Below are 15,693 nucleotides of genomic sequence, written 5' to 3' on the forward strand. Positions count from 1 at the left end.
ACTCAGGTGACCGCCCATGAATGACTTACAGATCGACGACATTAAAACCGACGAAAACGCCGCCATGGTGTTGTTGGTGGACGATCAGGCGATGATCGGCGAAGCGGTGCGCCGTGGGCTGTCGAATCAGGAAAACATCGACTTCCACTTCTGCTCCGACCCGCAGCAGGCCATTGCCCAGGCGGTGCGGATCAAACCGACAGTGATCCTGCAGGACCTGGTGATGCCCGGCCTCGATGGCCTGAGCCTGGTGCGCGAATACCGCAATCATCCAGCGACCAAGGACATCCCGATCATCGTCCTGTCGACCAAGGAGGACCCGCTGATCAAGAGCGCGGCGTTCTCCGCCGGGGCCAACGATTATCTGGTGAAACTGCCGGACACCATCGAACTGGTGGCGCGCATCCGCTATCACTCGCGCTCTTACATGACCTTGCTGCAACGCGATGCTGCATACCGTGCGTTGCGGGTCAGCCAGCAGCAATTGCTCGACACCAATCTGGTGCTGCAACGCTTGATGAACTCCGATGGCCTGACCGGGCTGTCCAACCGCCGCCACTTCGACGAGTACCTGGAGCTGGAGTGGCGCCGCTCGTTGCGGGATCAGAGTCAGTTGTCGCTGTTGATGATCGACGTCGATTACTTCAAGTCCTACAACGACAGCTTTGGTCACGTTGAAGGCGATGAAGCGCTGCGCAAGGTCGCCACGGCGATCCGCGAGGCCAGCGCACGACCGTCGGATCTGCCGGCGCGTTATGGCGGTGAGGAGTTTGTGCTGGTGCTGCCGAACACCTCGCCGGGCGGCGCGCGGCTGGTGGCGGAGAAACTACGGCAGACCGTGGCGTCGCTGAAGATTCCGCACAATACCCCGGCGGAAGGGGCGAGTCTGACGATCAGTATTGGTCTGGCGACCATGGTGCCGCAGGCGGGCAGTGATTGCCGGTTGCTGATCTCTGCGGCGGACCGTGGCCTTTACCTGGCTAAAAACAACGGGCGTAACCAGGTCGGGATCGAGTAACGGCTTTCCCTCACCCCAGCCCTCTCCCGGAGGGAGAGGGGGCCGACCGAGGTGTCTGGCGCTGTACATCGACCTGATCGACCGAGTCGATTATGGATCTTCAAGCTTGGCGATTCCGGATTCGGCATAACCATTTCAAGTCGGCGTACCTCCCGAGCATCCCCCAATCGGTCCCCTCTACCTCTGGGAGAGGGTTAGGGTGAGGGCAGGCCCATACGCCAATTTCTGCCTGAAAGCCTTGGCGATCATGGATTCGGTAAAGTCCTTTCACGTCGGCGTACCTCCCGAGCATCCCCCAATCAGTCCCCTCTACCTCTGGGAGAGGGCTAGGGTGAGGGCAGGCCCATACGCCAATTTCCGCCTGAAAGCCTTGGCGATCATGGATTCGGTAAAGTCCTTTCACGTCGGCGTACCTCCCGAGCATCCCCCAATCTGATCTGGCTTAATGATTCTGGACACCCCTAAAGGGCGTTAATCTACGCCCAACGACGAGGTGTGATTTGACCAGACGATATTTTTCGACAGATTTCAAACGGGATGCGGCTTGCCTGGTTTTGGATAAAGACTATTCGGTGAGTGAAGCCTGCGAAGCAATGGGCGTGGGCCCTACAGCTCTGCGTCGCTGGGTTGAGCAACTGCGTGCGGAGCGCAGTGGCAAGACGCCTGAGAAGTCCAAGGCCATGACCGTTGACCAACAACGCATCCAGGAACTGGAAGCAACAATTCGACGGATTGAGCGCGAGAAGGAAATTTTAAAAAAGGCTACAGCTCTCTTGATGTCGGATTCCCTCGATCGGTAAGGCTGGTCGAGGAGTTAAGCGAGCAATATCCAAGATCCGAGTTGTGTGGCGTGTTTGGCATCAACCGCAGCAGTTATTACGAGCGTCTGAAACAGCGGGCGAAAGTGCATGTCGGGCGCGATCGCCTAAAGATCAAGGCTGCCGAATTACATGAGCAAAGTCGCGGCTCAATGGGCGCGCGCAGCCTGTCAAAAGCGCTTTGTAACGAAAAAGAGTCGGTAGGTCGTTACATGGCTCGTAGCCTGATGCGCGAGCTCGGTTTGAAGAGCCAGCAACGGCGCAGGCATCGGTACAAACCCAGCGGTGCGGAGGCGCAATACGCCCCCAATCATTTGGAGCGTAAATTCAAAGTCGAGGCCCCCAATCGAGTGTGGTGTGGCGACGTGACTTACATTTGGGCCGGTACTTACTGGGTTTATCTGGCTGCTGTACTTGATCTGCATGCCCGCCGCATCGTCGGCTGGGCGATGTCCAGAAGTCCGGATTCAGCTCTGACCTGTCGAGCGTTAAAGATGGCTTTCGAGTCGCGAGGACGCCCTGAAAACCTAATGTTCCATTCGGATCAGGGCTGTCATTACAGCAGTAAAGTGTTTCGTGAAACGCTGGCGGACATGCGCATAAAACAAAGCATGAGTCGACGAGGAAACTGCTGGGACAACGCCCCGATGGAGCGTTTCTTTGGCAGTTTGAAATCTGAATGGATACCCAAGGCTGGCTACCGAAACGAAGATGAGGCCAGTACCGATGTATTGCGCTACCTGACCCATTATTACAATCGGATCAGGCTGCACAGTCACAATGGCTACCGAACTCCGGTGGACATGGAGGCCCTGGCGGCATGAAAAAGGGTAAAACCCTATAACCGTGTCCAGTATCGTTTGACCAGATCAATCAGTCCCCTCTACCTCTGGGAGAGGGCTAGGGTGAGGGCAGGCCCATACGCCAATTTCCGCCTGAAAGCCTTGGCGATCATGGATTCGGCAAAGCCCTTTCACGTCGGCGTACCTCCCGAATATCCCCCGATCAGTCCCCTCTCCCTCCGGGAGAGGGCTAGGGTGAGGGCAGGCCCATACGCCAATTTCTGCCTGAAAGCCTTGGCGATCATGGATTCGGCAAAGCCCTTTCACGTCGGCGTACCTCTCAAATATCCCCCAATCGGTCCCCTCTACCTCTGGGAGAGGGTTAGGGTGAGGGCAAAGGCTTTAATGATCCCCACACCCGCCAGACGGGCTGCCGTGACAGCCTGATTACGTTATACTCGCCGGCTTTCAAAAGTTCGCCAACGAGTGCTGCCCGTCATGGAAATCAACCCGATCCTGAACACCATCAAGGACCTGTCCGAGCGCTCCGAAACTATTCGGGGGTATCTTTGACTACGATCAAAAGCATGAGCGTCTGACTGAAGTCAATCGCGAGCTTGAAGATCCGAGCGTCTGGAACAAACCTGAATACGCCCAGGAACTGGGCCGCGAGCGCGCTGCGCTGGCGCAGATCGTCGATACCCTCGACGAACTGAACGGCGGCCTGGCCGATTGCCGCGATCTGCTGGACATGGCCGTCGAAGAAAACGACGAAGGCGCAGTGGGCGATGTCGTCGCCGAGCTGGCCCGTCTCGAGGAAAATCTGGCCAAGCTGGAATTCCGCCGCATGTTCAGCCATGAAATGGACCCGAACAACGCGTACCTGGACATCCAGGCCGGTTCCGGCGGCACTGAAGCCCAGGACTGGGCCAACATCCTGCTGCGCATGTACCTGCGCTGGGCGGACAAGCGCGGTTTCGATGCGACCATCATGGAACTGTCGGCCGGTGAAGTCGCTGGTATCAAAGGTGCGACCGTGCACATCAAGGGCGAATACGCCTTTGGCTGGCTGCGTACAGAGATCGGCGTGCACCGTCTGGTGCGCAAGAGCCCGTTCGACTCCGGCAACCGTCGCCACACCTCGTTCTCCGCGGTTTTCGTCTCGCCAGAGATCGACGACAAGGTGGAAATCGAAATCAACCCGGCAGACCTGCGGATCGACACCTATCGTTCCTCCGGTGCCGGTGGTCAGCACGTAAACACCACCGACTCGGCCGTACGTATCACTCACGTACCGACCAACACCGTGGTCAGCTGCCAGAACGAACGTTCCCAGCACGCCAACAAAGACACCGCCATGAAAATGCTGCGGGCCAAGTTGTACGAGCAGGAAATGCAGAAACGCAACGCCGCGTCGCAAGCGCTGGAAGACACCAAGTCCGACATCGGCTGGGGTCACCAGATTCGCTCGTATGTGCTTGATGCGTCGCGGATCAAGGATCTGCGCACCAACATCGAACGCAGCGACTGCGACAAGGTACTCGACGGTGATATCGACGAATACCTGTATGCCAGCCTGAAATCCGGGCTGTAAAAGACGCAATACAGGAACGGCTGATTCAACCCGATCCCTGTAGGAGCCAGCCTGCTGGCGATCCCCGGGCTGCAAGGCCCGGGGGCAACGAACCTGATGGAATATCTAAAGACATGAGCGACCAACAACTCGACCCGCAAGCCCTGCAACAGGAAGAAAACTCCCTGATCGCCCTGCGCAAGGAAAAGCTGGCTGCCGAGCGCGCCAAGGGCAACGCCTTCCCGAACGACTTCCGCCGCGAAAACTACTGCGAAGATCTGCAGAAGAAGTACGCGGACAAGACCAAGGAAGAGCTGGCAGAGGCTGCAATCCCGGTCAAGGTTGCCGGTCGCATCATGCTCAACCGTGGCTCGTTCATGGTGATTCAGGACATGACCGGTCGCATCCAGGTCTACGTCAACCGTAAAACCCTGTCGGAAGACACCCTGGCCGCGGTGAAAACCTGGGACATGGGCGACATCATCGCTGCCGAAGGCACCCTGGCGCGTTCCGGCAAGGGCGACCTGTACGTTGAAATGACCAGCGTGCGTCTGCTGACCAAATCGCTGCGTCCGCTGCCAGACAAGCACCACGGCCTGACTGACACCGAACAGCGCTACCGTCAGCGCTACGTTGACCTGATCGTCAACGAAGACGTGCGTCAGACCTTCCGCGTGCGTTCGCAAGTGATCGCGCACATCCGCAGCTTCTTGATGAAGCGTGACTTCCTCGAAGTCGAAACGCCGATGCTGCAAACCATTCCGGGCGGCGCCGCAGCCAAGCCGTTCGAAACCCACCACAACGCGCTGGACATGGAAATGTTCCTGCGTATCGCGCCTGAGCTGTATCTGAAGCGTCTGGTGGTCGGTGGCTTTGAAAAGGTTTTCGAGATCAACCGCAACTTCCGTAACGAAGGCGTTTCGACTCGTCACAACCCTGAATTCACCATGTTGGAGTTCTACCAGGCGTACGCCGATTACGAAGACAACATGGACCTGACCGAAGAACTGTTCCGTGAGCTGGCGCAGCTGGTGCTGGGCAGCACCGACGTGCCGTACGGCGACAAGGTGTTCCACTTCGGCGAGCCGTTCGTGCGCCTGTCGGTGTTCGACTCGATCCTCAAGTACAACCCTGAGCTGACTGCCGATGATCTGAATGACATCGACAAGGCCCGCGCCATCGCCAAGAAGGCCGGCGCCAAGGTGCTGGGCTTCGAAGGTCTGGGCAAGCTGCAGGTGATGATTTTCGAAGAACTGGTCGAGCACAAGCTGGAACAGCCGCACTTCATCACTCAGTACCCGTTCGAAGTGTCGCCGCTGGCCCGTCGCAACGATGACAACCCGAACGTCACCGACCGCTTCGAGCTGTTCATCGGTGGCCGTGAAATCGCCAACGCCTACTCCGAGTTGAACGACGCGGAAGACCAGGCCGAGCGCTTCATGGCGCAGGTGGCCGACAAGGACGCCGGCGACGACGAAGCCATGCACTACGACGCCGACTTCGTGCGTGCGCTGGAGTACGGCATGCCGCCAACGGCCGGTGAAGGTATCGGTATCGACCGTCTCGTGATGTTGCTGACCAACTCGCCGTCGATCCGCGATGTGATCCTGTTCCCGCACATGCGACCGCAAGCGTAAACGTTTCAGTTGAAAAGCCGCCTAAAACAGGCGGCTTTTTATTGCCTGTCTGGTACAAATGTATCAATTGGTTAATTTCGCAATAGCAGAGGAAGTTCTGTCGTGATGGGTGCAATAGCTCAAGAGGGTGCAGCGGGTATCGCCACTGCGGTCGCTGAAAGTGTTCAGTACCAGGGCCGCAAGGCCAGCCGACAGGGCAGCGAGCAGCGTCGACAGGACATTCTCGACGCGGCGATGCGCATTGTCGTGCGCGACGGCGTGCGTGCCGTGCGCCACCGCGCCGTGGCTGCCGAGGCTGGTGTGCCGTTGTCGGCGACTACCTATTACTTCAAAGACATCGACGACTTGCTCACCGATACCTTCGCCCAGTATGTGGAGCGCAGTGCGGCGTACATGGCCAAGTTGTGGATCAACAACGAAGGTTTGCTGCGCGAAATGGTCGTCAGTGGCGACGGCAGCCCCGAGTCGCGCTCGCAACTGGCCGACGATATCGCGCGGTTGATGGCCGACTATGTTCACCGGCAATTGCTTAACCGTCGCGAGCATTTGATGGCCGAACAGGCATTCCGCCAGGAAGCGTTGCTCAACCCGCGTCTGGCGATTCTGGTGCGCTCGCATCAGCAGATTCTGCTGCAGGGCACCTGCCAATTGTTTCAGGTGCTGGGCTCGCGTGAACCGCAACAGGATGCCAAGGTGTTGACGGCGATTATCGGACGGATGGAATATCAGGGCCTGCTCAACGACGCCGAGCCATTGGCCGAAGAGGACATGCTCGGTATTCTGACGCGCTACATGCACCTGGTGCTCGCGTCGGTGTAATCCGCTGCTGCTTCACCCTGTGGGAGCGAGCCTGCTCGCGAATGCGGTCTGACATTCAACATATTTGTTGCCTGACACACCGCTTTCGCGAGCAGGCTCGCTCCCACAGGGTAATGTGGTGATGTTCAGGGCGGCGCATGTTCATAGGGAGTATTGAATGAAAGCCTGGCGTGGCGTGCTGATCGCCTTGTCGTTCCTGCTGCTCAGTGGCTGTCTGGTGACCTTCAAGGAGCCGCTGACCGCCAGTGACCCGGCGCCCAAGGGCCTGCTCGGCAAATGGTCGAGCACCAATGCCTGGGGCGAACCGATGAACCTTGAGCTGACGCGGTTGGGCAACGATCGTTACCAGGCCGTCACCTACTTCAAGGCCAAACCCCACGAACGCGAAGCCTATCCGTTCACCGTGTCGCGCCACGGCAACCGCTGGTACCTGTCGGCGAAAGTCCCGGCACAGTACGGCGGCCACTTCACCATCGCCGGTTTCGAACTCACCGATAAACACGAACTGGTGATCTACAACCTCGATCTCGAGCAGATCAATCAAGCGATCAAGCAAAAAGCCCTCGACGGTCAGGCCTTCCAGACCGACGATGGCGACGGCGTGCATGTCGACAGCAACCTCGACAAGGTCTTTGCTTACCTCGACGATCCGGCCAATTCCGATGTCTTCGTTGAAGCCGTGCGCTACCAGCGCCAGGCACGCGCCAAATAATTCAGTTTTCTACAGGAGTTTCGGGTGGACGATTACCAGCAGACGATACGTATGTTGTCCGACCGCATTGTGCTGGCGCAGACGCCGATCCGCGTGCTCGACGCGGTCAAGTGGGACGAGAACATCCGTAAGGGCTTCCTCAAGGCCAAAGGCAAGGAAATGCCGGCGGTGGATCGCGACTATTATCTCAATCGGCCGCTGAGTTTCGATTCGAGCAAGGTCAAGCTGGAATTCCAGAACATCGAGCGCGACATCACCCGCCAGCTCGGCCAGTTCAACCCGGTCGGGCAGATCATGCGCCGCATGTGCAAGGAATACCGCATGGTGGTGCGCATGCTCGAAGCACGCGGCACCGAAGATTTCGGCCTTATCTCGCAAGAGCTGTACGGCGCCGCCTCCGATGCTTTCCACGCCGGCGACCCGACCCTGGCCGACCTCGGCCTGATGATGTCCGACTACCTGAACAACATCGATGGCCGTGGCGACTTGAAGGATGAGCCGAAAATCCTTACCGCCAAAGACGCGGTGCACTTGCTGCAGACCCGTTTGAACAAAGTCTTCGGTGAGGCCGAGGAAACCATTCGCGTGTTCGAGTCCGACGGCATTGTTGCTGACGCCGCAGCGGGCGCCGACTACATCAAGATCCGCACCGACGCGATGTTCAACGATCGCGATGTGCGCGCGCTGGAGGTTCACGAAGGTCTGGTGCATGTCGGCACCACACTCAACGGTCTCAATCAGCCGATCTGCACCTTCCTGTCCAAAGGCCCACCGTCGTCGACGGTGACCCAGGAAGGCCTGGCGATTCTGATGGAAATCATCACCTTCGCCTCCTACCCGAGCCGCCTGCGCAAACTGACCAACCGCACGCGCGCCATTCATATGGTCGAGGAGGGCGCGGACTTCTTGCAGATCTTCGAGTTCTTCCGCGAGCAGGGCTTCGAGATGGCGGAAAGTTACGGCAACGCCAGTCGGGTTTTCCGTGGATCTACGCCCACCGGTCTGCCATTCACCAAAGACTTGTCCTACCTCAAGGGCTTTATCATGGTTTACAACTACATTCAGTTGGCCGTGCGTAAAGGCAAGCTTGAACAGATTCCGTTGTTGTTCTGCGGCAAGACCACGCTGGAAGACATGCGTACCTTGCGTCAGCTGGTGGATGAAGGGTTGGTGGTGCCGCCGAAGTATTTGCCGGACCAGTTCCGTGATTTGAATGCGTTGTCGGCGTGGATGTGCTTCTCCAACTTCCTCAATCATTTGAGCCTGGACCGGATCGAAGCGGATTACTCCAATATCCTTTAACCCACAAAAAATCCCCTGTAGGAGTGAGCCTGCTCGCGATAGCGGTGTGTCAATCAACATTAATATCGACTGATGCACCGCTATCGCGAGCAGGCTCACTCCTACAGGTTTGTTCTGTATTCCAACCCGAATTTTTTGCGAGGTTTCACCGGATGAGAATCCTCGGCATCATCTGCCTGCTACTGACCCTCGGCGGTTGTAGCTCTTTGTTGTTCTACCCCGAACCCGGCCAAATCTTCACCCCGGAAAAAGCCAAGCTCGAATACCGCACCGTCACGCTGGTCACGGCCGATGGCTTGAAGCTCAACGCCTGGTGGCTGCCGGCCAAGCCCGGTGTCGAGGTCAAGGGCACCGTCCTGCACCTGCACGGCAACGGCGGCAATCTGCCGATGCATCTCGGCGGCAGTTGGTGGCTACCGAAAAACGGCTATCAAGTGTTGCTGGTTGACTATCGCGGTTATGGCTTGTCCGAGGGCGAGCCGAGTTTGCCGGCGATCTATCAGGACATCGACGCCGCATTCGCCTGGCTCGACAAGGCTCCGGAAGTCAAAGGCAAACCGCTGGTGCTGCTCGGCCAGAGCCTTGGCGGTTCGATGGCGGTGCATTGGCTGGTGCAGCATCCCGAGCGGCAGAAGCAACTGAAAGCGCTGGTGCTCGACGGCGTGCCTGCCAGTTACCGCAGCGTCGGCCAGTATGCGCTGAGCACCTCGTGGCTGACCTGGCCGTTCCAGGTGCCGTTGTCGTGGCTGGTGCCGGACAGCGACAGCGCGATCAACTCGATGCCGCAGCTGAACGGTGTGCCGAAACTGATCTTTCACAGCATCGATGATCCGCTGGTCCCGCTTTCCAACGGCATTCGTCTGTATCAAGCTGCGCCGCCACCGCGCGTGCTGCAACTGACCCGAGGCGGTCATGTGCAGACCTTCGGCGACCCGGTCTGGCGTCAGGTGATGCTGCGCTACCTTGACGACCCCGAGCATTTCAACGGCCTGCGCCGCCTCGGCGAAATCCCCAATTACCCGACACCCCCGAATTCTGAAGACGAGAGTCCGCAATGACTGAAGAACGCAACGCCATCCCGCTGATCATCACCGGTATCTGCAGCATCCTCGGCACCGTCGGGGCGCTGTGGTACTACGGCTACCTGCACTTCGCCAAACCTGAGGATGCGTTGCTGCTCAACGAATTCACCATGCTCAAGACGGTGCCGGGTGAGGATTACAAAGTCTCCCTGGACCCGGCGCCGCAAGTGGCGCAGTGCATCGATGGGGTGCTGGTGTTGTTTGATACCGAGCAGAAAGGTCTGACCGGTGTGTTGATCAACGCGCAGAAAAAAGCGGTGCGCTGCATGGGCGAAGAGACCCCGCAGAAGCTCGAGCAGTGATTCTGCAGGACCAGCCCTCACCCTAACCCTCTCCCAGAGGGAGAGGGGACTGACCGAGTTGTCTTTCGAGTTACGCCGACCTGATCCATCGTGTCGAACACAAATTCTGAAAACACCACAAATCGGCTCCCTCTCCCTCGTGAGAGGGCTGGGGTGAGGGGCCGCGATTTCAGCCCGCACAAAAAAGCCCAGCCTGATCCATCGTGGCGAGCACAAATTCTGAAAGCACCACAAATCGGCTCCCTCTCCCTCGGGAGAGGGCTGGGGTGAGGGGCCGCGATATCAGCCCGCACAAAAAAGCCCAGCCTGATCCATCGTGTCGAACACAAATTCTGAAAACACCACAAATCGGCTCCCTCTCCCTCGGGAGAGGGCTGGGGTGAGGGGCCGCGATTTCAGCCCGCACAAAAAAGCCCCGCCTGATCCATCGTGTCGAACACAAATTCTGAAAGCACCACAAATCGGCTCCCTCTCCCTCGGGAGAGGGCTGGGGTGAGGGGCCACCATTTCAGCCTCACAAAAAAAGCCCCGCCTGATCACTCAGACGGGGCTTTTGCGTTACAGCAGGGCGCTTAGTTCGAGCTTACCGCCGAACGAGGTACAACCGGCTGGTTGTCGTTGGAAATGGTCACTTCCACACGACGATTCATCGCACGGCCAGACACGCTGCCGTTCTCGGCAACCGGATATTCCTTGCCGTAGCCCTGAGCAACGATGCGCGCTGGATCAACGCCCATTTTCACCAGAGCGGTACGCACGGAATTGGCGCGACGTTCAGACAGAGTCTGGTTGTGGCTCGCAGTACCGGTGCTGTCGGTGTAACCCTCGACGATCACTTTGCGATCCGGGTTTTCCTGGAGGAACTGCGCCAGTTTGTTGATGTTCACCAGGCCGCTGGATTTCAGGTCGGCACGGTCGGTGGCGAACAGCACGTCGCCGAAGGTCACCAGCGTACCGCGATCGGTCTGCTTGGCGTTCAGGCTGTCCTGCAGCTGTTTGATCTGCTGATCACGGGCATCCAGACGCGCCTGGGCACGTTGGGCTGCAGCGTTCTTCAGATTGTTTTCAGCGGTGCGCAGGGCGATGGTCTGTTTCGCCACTTCGACACGCTGGTTGGTCAGGTAGGCCAGTTGGTCAACCTTGGCGGCGTCTTGCTTGTCCAGATAAGCCTTGTCGGCCTTGTCCAGGTAGTCGCTGGCGTCTTTGGTTTCCAGTGCTGCGACTTTGCTCGCCTGCGGGTTGGCTTGCAGGCCGGCGTAGTTGGTGCGCGCGTTTTCCAGATTCGGGTTAGGCGGAGTGGAGCAGGCAGCCAGAGCAACGCTTGCGGCGAGGAGAGCGGGGATCATCAGTTGCTTACGCATAATTTTCGTCCTTTCTATCGATAAGAGATTCAGCTTTGCGGTCGGGATGCGCGCTTACTGCACGGTGCGCTGACTTTCCTGACGCAGTTCCTGAACACCTTTCTGGGAATCCTTCACAGCCTGTTCGGCTTTTGCGGCCTGAGCCTTGCGTTCGGCGACGCGAGCGTCCCACTCGGCTTGCTCGGACAGGGTGCGAGCTTCGTCATACTTCTTGTCGTGCATGGCGATTTCGGCTTGCTTCAGTTTGTCCTGCGCTTGCTTCATCTCAACCGCAGCGAACTCGGTGCCGCCAGCGCTGACTGCGCTGTTTACGGCCGATTGGGTCACGGCGTATTGCTCGGTCGGCGAGTTACCGGCGCAACCGGCCAGCACGAAGCTGGTGCCGATGGCCAGAGCCGCCAGTTTCAGACCGCGCAGGTGGGTAAACGAGGTTTGGTTTTTCATGGTCTTCAACTCCATTAGGCATCTCCTGAAAACATCTGAATCCATCCTGGTCGAGGAGCCGCAAGCGACGTGTGAAAGCGCGTTTTTGAAACGCTCGTTCCAGGCGTGGTTACAGGTTCCGACCGGCGTGATTTTTCAAAAGTTCAGAAAAGATGGCCTATCGCCAAAAAATATTTTGACCGAATGGACAAGGCTCTAGAGCGGGAACTTTGGCGGGATGGAGCGGTACGCGCGGGGTTTCAAGACGCCAAAAACACATCGATTTTCAGCTTGAAATACCATCCCTGTAGGAGTGAGCCTGCTCGCGATGGCGTCGTATCAGACAACAAAAATGTTGAATGAAAAACCGCTATCGCGAGCAGGCTCACTCCTACAGTTTGATCTAGGTTGTGTCAGTGTTTTTGCTTGCCTTCAACGGCCGAGAGGTCATGCAGATGCCGGCGCGACAACGCCAGAAATCGCGGCGTAGGCCCGACATCCTCATATAACGGATCACCTTCCTCATCCGTCGCCACCACCGTCGAACCTTTCACATACGGCAGGCTCGCTTCAAACTCTTCAAGCGCCGCGCCAATCAATTCGCCGAGCAGTTCTTCGGCATGCCGCTTGGGGTACATCTCGGCAATCGCCGCCAACCGCGCAGCGGATTCGACGTCCAGATGAATCGTGTAGCCGGTGTCCGTCAGGCGACCCTTGGCGTTTTCTTCCCAATGCTGGGCGAGTTCACGAATTTTCATGATGACCTCATTTCGCGCCTGCTCATGGCAGGCCTGGGTGAGTGTCCGGCAGCGCCGGCGGCAAGCCGTTGTACGGCTTACTGTTGAGACTAGCTTTTGTCAGTAAGGTTTAAAGTCCCTTGGTCGGCTGCTTGTAAGAAGCGTCGTAGAGCGGCACTCTCTAGGTCATGCACTTGTTTCTAAGCCGTCCGGATTACTGCTGGGGAATTGCTGATGACCGATATTGATGCACGCTTGCGCGAAGACGTTCACCTGCTCGGAGAGCTGCTGGGCAACACCATTCGAGATCAATACGGCGAGGCCTTCCTCGACAAGATCGAGCAGATCCGCAAGGGCGCCAAGGCCGATCGCCGTGGCTCGATGGACGCCGAACTGAGCGCCAGCCTCAATCAATTGAGCGAGGACGAATTGCTCCCGGTGGCGCGGGCGTTCAACCAGTTTCTCAATCTGGCGAACATCGCCGAGCAGTATCAATTGATCCATCGGCGGGAAGAATCGCAGCCAGCGCCGTTCGAATCCCGTGTGCTGCCGGAATTGCTCGCCCGTTTGCGCAACGAAGGTCACAGCGCCGAGTCGCTGGCCCGGCAATTGGCGCGGCTGGAAATCGAACTGGTGCTGACCGCGCACCCGACCGAAGTGGCGCGGCGCACGCTGATCCAGAAGTACGACGCGATCGCCGGGCAACTCGCCGCGCAGGATCATCGCGACCTGACCAGCGCCGAACGCGAGCAGATTCAAAACACCCTGCAACGGCTGATTGCCGAAGCCTGGCACACCGAAGAAATCCGCCGCACGCGCCCGACACCGGTCGACGAAGCCAAGTGGGGTTTCGCGGTGATTGAGCATTCGCTGTGGCAAGCGATCCCCAACCATATGCGCAAGGCCGACAAGGCTCTGCATGAAGCGACCGGCCTGCGTCTGCCATTGGAAGCGGCACCGATTCGCTTCGCATCGTGGATGGGCGGCGACCGTGACGGCAACCCCAACGTCACCGCTGCCGTGACCCGCGAAGTGTTGCTGCTGGCGCGCTGGATGGCCGCCGATTTGTACCTGCGCGATGTCGATCATCTCGCGGCCGAACTGTCGATGCAGCAAGCCAGCGATGCCCTCAAAGCCAAGGCTGGCGACAGCGCCGAACCGTACCGCGCAGTGCTCAAGCAACTGCGCGAACGCCTGCGTGCGACGCGCAACTGGGCACACGCCGCGCTGACTGCGCCAACCCCGGCGCCGGCCGATGTGTTGCACAACAACCGCGATCTGCTCGATCCGCTGGAGCTGTGTTTCAACTCGCTGCACGAATGCGGCATGGGCGTGATTGCCGATGGCCCGCTGCTTGATTGTCTACGTCGGGCGGTGACCTTCGGCTTGTTCCTCGTGCGTCTGGATGTGCGTCAGGACTCGTCGCGCCACAGCTCGGCGATGACCGAAATCACCGACTACCTCGGCCTCGGTCGCTATGAAGATTGGGACGAAGAGCAACGCATCAGCTTTCTGACCCGCGAACTGAGCAATCGCCGGCCACTGCTGCCAGCACATTTCAAGCCGTCCGCCGATACCGCTGAAGTGCTCAACACCTGCAAGGAAATCGCCGCCGCGCCGGGTGCGTCGCTCGGTTCCTACGTGATCTCCATGGCCGGCGCTGCTTCCGATGTGCTCGCCGTGCAACTCCTACTTAAAGAGTCCGGCGTATTGCGGCCGATGCGCGTGGTGCCGCTGTTCGAAACCCTCGCTGACCTCGACAACGCCGGGCCGGTGATGGAGCGGCTGTTACTGTTGCCGGGCTATCGCGCACGGCTGCAAGGCCCGCAGGAAGTGATGATCGGCTACTCCGACTCGGCCAAGGACGCCGGCACCACGGCGGCCGCGTGGGCGCAATATCGCGCGCAGGAACGCTTGGTGGAGATCTGCCGCGAGCAGCAAGTCGAACTACTCCTGTTCCACGGTCGCGGCGGCACCGTGGGCCGTGGCGGTGGCCCGGCGCACGCGGCAATTTTGTCGCAACCGCCGGGGTCGGTGGCCGGGCGTTTCCGCACCACCGAGCAGGGCGAAATGATTCGATTCAAATTTGGCCTGCCGGACATCGCCGAGCAAAACCTCAATCTGTATCTGGCGGCGGTGCTTGAAGCAACGCTGCTGCCGCCACCACCGCCAACACCGGAATGGCGCCATCTGATGGACGAATTGGCCGCTGACGGAGTCAGTGCTTATCGCCAGGTGGTGCGGGAAAATCCGCAATTCGTCGAGTACTTCCGTCAGTCCACGCCGGAGCAGGAGTTGGGCCGTTTGCCACTCGGCAGTCGTCCGGCCAAACGTCGGGCCGGCGGTATCGAAAGCCTGCGGGCGATCCCGTGGATCTTCGGCTGGACGCAAACGCGGTTGATGCTGCCAGCGTGGCTCGGTTGGGAGTCGGCGCTGAGCAAAGCGCTGGAGCGTGGCGAAGGCGAGTTGCTCGGGCAGATGCGCGAACAGTGGCCGTTCTTCCGCACCCGTATCGACATGCTCGAAATGGTCCTGGCCAAGGCTGACGCGGATATCGCGCTGTCCTACGATCAGCGTCTGGTCGAGCCGGACTTGCTGCCGTTGGGCGCGCAGTTACGCGACCTATTGTCGCAGGCGTGCGCCGTGGTGCTCGGCCTGACTGGCCAGTCGCAGCTGCTGGCACATAGCCCTGACACCCTTGAATTCATCCGTCTGCGCAACACCTACCTCGACCCGCTGCATCTATTGCAGGCCGAACTGCTGGCCCGCTCGCGACAGCAGGATGTCGAGCAGGGCAGCCCGGTGGAACAGGCGTTGCTGGTGTCTGTGGCGGGGATTGCCGCCGGTTTGCGAAATACCGGCTAACGTTTTTGTCGTGGCGCGCGGCACCGGACACAAACGCCGGATGCCGCTTTGCCTGACGGGGGGAAGTGCCGCCAGGCGACAGTTAATGATGGGGTTGCGACTTGGGTTACCGCGTCGCAAGGTCGCAGGGGGCGTCGGTTTCTCCGACTTTTGGCGTCTTGTGTGGGCGCAGCCTGCTGTGTATCTTGATCAGCCTTTGGCCGTTTGTGCGGCCACGACCCGTATTTTCAGGATTCGTCCCAAGCGGCGAATCCTTTGTTTT

General features: G+C 59.1%; 13 protein-coding genes. 10 read left to right on the forward strand and 3 right to left on the reverse strand.

Annotated features, from left to right (window positions below):
- The first annotated feature begins 16 nt into the window (after nucleotides 1-16).
- From VY732_RS05385 to VY732_RS05425, 9 genes are all read left to right on the forward strand, one after another.
- Nucleotides 17-1,018: a response regulator gene (locus VY732_RS05385; RefSeq protein WP_077571285.1), complete on the forward strand. Its 1,002-nt coding sequence runs from the start codon at nucleotides 17-19 to the stop codon at nucleotides 1,016-1,018.
- 500 nt (nucleotides 1,019-1,518) lie between these two features.
- Nucleotides 1,519-2,660 (forward strand): IS3 family transposase gene (locus tag VY732_RS05390; RefSeq protein WP_320413090.1). Its coding sequence is split into 2 segments (ribosomal slippage): nucleotides 1,519-1,780 and nucleotides 1,780-2,660, totalling 1,143 coding nucleotides; the frame shifts between segments, so codons are not numbered across the junction.
- A gap of 456 nt (nucleotides 2,661-3,116) precedes the next feature.
- A protein-coding gene (prfB, locus tag VY732_RS05395) for a peptide chain release factor 2 (protein WP_102900567.1) occupies nucleotides 3,117-4,212 on the forward strand; the annotation gives its coding sequence in 2 pieces (ribosomal slippage) (nucleotides 3,117-3,188 and nucleotides 3,190-4,212; 1,095 coding nt in all).
- A 113-nt stretch (nucleotides 4,213-4,325) separates the two neighbouring features.
- Nucleotides 4,326-5,828 carry a lysine--tRNA ligase gene (lysS, locus tag VY732_RS05400; protein WP_007908910.1) on the forward strand — a complete coding sequence of 501 codons (1,503 nt, stop codon included), beginning with the start codon at nucleotides 4,326-4,328 and terminating at the stop codon, nucleotides 5,826-5,828.
- A gap of 105 nt (nucleotides 5,829-5,933) precedes the next feature.
- Nucleotides 5,934-6,647 carry a TetR/AcrR family transcriptional regulator gene (locus tag VY732_RS05405; RefSeq protein ID WP_077571286.1) on the forward strand — a complete coding sequence of 238 codons (714 nt, stop codon included), beginning with the start codon at nucleotides 5,934-5,936 and terminating at the stop codon, nucleotides 6,645-6,647.
- Between the two features lie 157 nt (nucleotides 6,648-6,804).
- Complete coding sequence (locus VY732_RS05410; protein WP_331694860.1) at nucleotides 6,805-7,359, forward strand: hypothetical protein; 555 nt, start codon at nucleotides 6,805-6,807, stop codon at nucleotides 7,357-7,359.
- 51 nt (nucleotides 7,360-7,410) lie between these two features.
- Entirely contained in the window at nucleotides 7,411-8,661 is a 1,251-nt protein-coding gene (locus VY732_RS05415; RefSeq protein WP_176091693.1) for a flavohemoglobin expression-modulating QEGLA motif protein, read from the forward strand.
- Nucleotides 8,662-8,813: 152 nt separating this feature from the next.
- Nucleotides 8,814-9,719 carry an alpha/beta hydrolase gene (locus tag VY732_RS05420; protein WP_331694861.1) on the forward strand — a complete coding sequence of 302 codons (906 nt, stop codon included), beginning with the start codon at nucleotides 8,814-8,816 and terminating at the stop codon, nucleotides 9,717-9,719.
- On the forward strand, nucleotides 9,716-10,045 hold the full coding sequence (locus VY732_RS05425; RefSeq protein ID WP_034154859.1) for a hypothetical protein: 330 nt from the start codon (nucleotides 9,716-9,718) through the stop codon (nucleotides 10,043-10,045). Before VY732_RS05420 ends, VY732_RS05425 begins: the two co-directional genes overlap by 4 nt.
- 572 nt (nucleotides 10,046-10,617) lie before the next feature.
- On the opposite strand, the gene VY732_RS05430 is transcribed toward VY732_RS05425, so the two are convergent.
- The 3 genes from VY732_RS05430 to VY732_RS05440 form a co-directional block, all read right to left on the reverse strand.
- Nucleotides 10,618-11,406, reverse strand: a complete 789-nt coding sequence (locus VY732_RS05430; protein WP_077571291.1) for an OmpA family protein — start codon at nucleotides 11,404-11,406, stop codon at nucleotides 10,618-10,620.
- A 54-nt stretch (nucleotides 11,407-11,460) separates the two neighbouring features.
- Nucleotides 11,461-11,865 carry a DUF4398 domain-containing protein gene (locus tag VY732_RS05435; RefSeq protein ID WP_331694862.1) on the reverse strand — a complete coding sequence of 135 codons (405 nt, stop codon included), beginning with the start codon at nucleotides 11,863-11,865 and terminating at the stop codon, nucleotides 11,461-11,463.
- 377 nt (nucleotides 11,866-12,242) lie between these two features.
- On the reverse strand, nucleotides 12,243-12,587 hold the full coding sequence (locus VY732_RS05440; RefSeq protein WP_077571292.1) for a pilin assembly protein: 345 nt from the start codon (nucleotides 12,585-12,587) through the stop codon (nucleotides 12,243-12,245).
- A 213-nt stretch (nucleotides 12,588-12,800) separates the two neighbouring features.
- On the opposite strand from VY732_RS05440, the gene ppc reads away from it, so the two are divergent.
- On the forward strand, nucleotides 12,801-15,431 hold the full coding sequence (gene ppc, locus VY732_RS05445; RefSeq protein WP_331694863.1) for a phosphoenolpyruvate carboxylase: 2,631 nt from the start codon (nucleotides 12,801-12,803) through the stop codon (nucleotides 15,429-15,431).
- Nucleotides 15,432-15,693 lie beyond the last annotated feature (262 nt).

The organism is Pseudomonas sp. ZY71 (assembly GCF_036542145.1).
Classification (GTDB): Bacteria; Pseudomonadota; Gammaproteobacteria; order Pseudomonadales; family Pseudomonadaceae; genus Aquipseudomonas; species Aquipseudomonas koreensis_A.

What these genes read in the sequence shown, in the direction of transcription:
- VY732_RS05385 (WP_077571285.1), top strand. Translation starts at nt 17, where the DNA reads ATGAATGACTTACAGATCGACGACATTAAAACCGACGAAAACGCCGCC.
- lysS (WP_007908910.1), top strand. Translation starts at nt 4,326, where the DNA reads ATGAGCGACCAACAACTCGACCCGCAAGCCCTGCAACAGGAAGAAAAC.
- VY732_RS05405 (WP_077571286.1), top strand. Translation starts at nt 5,934, where the DNA reads ATGGGTGCAATAGCTCAAGAGGGTGCAGCGGGTATCGCCACTGCGGTC.
- VY732_RS05410 (WP_331694860.1), top strand. Translation starts at nt 6,805, where the DNA reads ATGAAAGCCTGGCGTGGCGTGCTGATCGCCTTGTCGTTCCTGCTGCTC.
- VY732_RS05415 (WP_176091693.1), top strand. Translation starts at nt 7,411, where the DNA reads ATGTTGTCCGACCGCATTGTGCTGGCGCAGACGCCGATCCGCGTGCTC.
- VY732_RS05420 (WP_331694861.1), top strand. Translation starts at nt 8,814, where the DNA reads ATGAGAATCCTCGGCATCATCTGCCTGCTACTGACCCTCGGCGGTTGT.
- VY732_RS05425 (WP_034154859.1), top strand. Translation starts at nt 9,716, where the DNA reads ATGACTGAAGAACGCAACGCCATCCCGCTGATCATCACCGGTATCTGC.
- VY732_RS05430 (WP_077571291.1), bottom strand. Translation starts at nt 11,406, where the DNA reads ATGCGTAAGCAACTGATGATCCCCGCTCTCCTCGCCGCAAGCGTTGCT.
- VY732_RS05435 (WP_331694862.1), bottom strand. Translation starts at nt 11,865, where the DNA reads ATGGAGTTGAAGACCATGAAAAACCAAACCTCGTTTACCCACCTGCGC.
- VY732_RS05440 (WP_077571292.1), bottom strand. Translation starts at nt 12,587, where the DNA reads ATGAAAATTCGTGAACTCGCCCAGCATTGGGAAGAAAACGCCAAGGGT.
- ppc (WP_331694863.1), top strand. Translation starts at nt 12,801, where the DNA reads ATGACCGATATTGATGCACGCTTGCGCGAAGACGTTCACCTGCTCGGA.